Annotated in this window: 1 protein-coding gene; it reads left to right on the top strand. The window is 68.2% G+C overall.

Annotation, left to right across the window (positions count from 1 at the left end):
• A partial coding sequence (locus tag NQ160_RS23490) for an ATP-dependent helicase (protein ID WP_257517412.1) occupies positions 1-1,634 on the top strand: 1,634 nt, incomplete at both ends.

Genomic DNA, 1,634 nt, shown 5'->3' with positions numbered 1-1,634 from the left:
CACGAGGCCGACGCGTTCGGGCTCACCCCGGCATCCGTCCAGGGGCGCATCTCCAAGCTCAAGAACGAGCTGGCGGATGCCGAGTCGTACGCGCGCCAGGCCAACATGAGCGACCCCGCCGAGCGGGTCTTCGTCGAGGTCTTCGCCGACTACGAGAAGTCGCTGCGGCGGGCCAACGCCTTCGACTTCGACGACCTCATCGCCCAGACGGTGTATCTCTTCCGCGCCTTCCCGCACGTCGCCGACGTGTACCGGCGGCGGTTCCGCCACATCCTGGTCGACGAGTACCAGGACACCAACCACGCGCAGTACTCGCTCATCCGCGAGCTCACCCGGCCGGTGTCTGGCGCCAGCGGCGCCGAGCCGTACTCCTCCGGCGGCATGATGATCTTCGAGGCCGAGCCCTCGGCCAGCGGCCCCGAGCTCGAGGGGGCATCGCTCACCGTCGTCGGCGACTCGGACCAGTCGATCTACGCCTTCCGCGGGGCGGACATCCGCAACATCAGCGAGTTCGAGCGCGACTTCCCCGGCGCCGAGGTGGTGCTGCTGGAGCAGAACTACCGTTCGACGCAGAACATCCTGTCGGCGGCGAACGCCGTCATCGGCAACAACTTCGACCGCAAGGACAAGAAGCTGTGGACCGACGTCGGGGCGGGGGAGAAGATCGTCGGCTTCACCGGCTATTCGCAGCACGACGAGGCGCAGTTCGTCGCCGACGAGATCGACCGGTTGCGCAAGGCCGGGGTCGGGTACTCCGACATGGCGGTGTTCTACCGCACCAACTCGCAGTCCCGTGCGCTCGAGGAGATCTTCATCCGCTCGGCCGTGCCGTACAAGATCATGGGCGGCACCAAGTTCTACGAACGCGCCGAGATCAAGGACGCGCTGGCTTATCTGACCGCCGTGGCGAACCCCGCCGACGAGATGGCGGTGCGCCGCATCCTCAACCGTCCGCGTCGCGGCATCGGCGATGTCACCGAGACGGCCATCGCCCGCTACGCCGCCGAAGAGCAGATCACCTTCCGCGACGCGCTCGCCAACGCCTCCGCACTGGGCGTCGGGCCGAAGCTGCAGACAGCGATCTCGCAGCTGGATGCCGTGCTGGCCGAGGCATCCGACCTCATGCTGCCCGCCTCCGGGGAGCTGCCGCCGCCGTCGGCGATCGCCCAGGGGCTGACGCTGCTGCTGAACAAGAGCGGCTACCTCGACGCCCTGCGGCGGAGCAAGGACCCGCAGGACGAGGCGCGGGTGGAGAACCTCGACGAGTTCGTCGCGGTCGCGCGCGAATTCGCCCGCAACAATCCCGAGGGCACGATCCTGGACTTCCTCACCGATGTCGCCCTCGTCTCGGATGCCGATGACCTCGACGACGGATCCGGCTCGGTGTCGCTGATGACTCTGCACACCGCCAAGGGCCTGGAGTTCGACACGGTGTTCCTCACCGGCGTCGAGGAGGACCTCATCCCGCACCGCATCTCGACGGGGGAGCCGGGCGGACCGCAGGAGGAGCGGCGCCTCTTCTACGTCGGCATCACCCGCGCACGCAAGCGCCTCTACCTGTCGCTGGCGATGACCCGCGCGCAGTTCGGCGAGGTCTCGGCGGCCATGCCCAGCCGGTTCCTGCAGGAGATCCC

It is taken from the genome of Microbacterium sp. zg.Y909, from assembly GCF_024626565.1.
The sequence above is the reverse complement of the archived record's forward strand: the minus strand, read 5'-3'. Positions and strand labels throughout refer to the sequence as shown.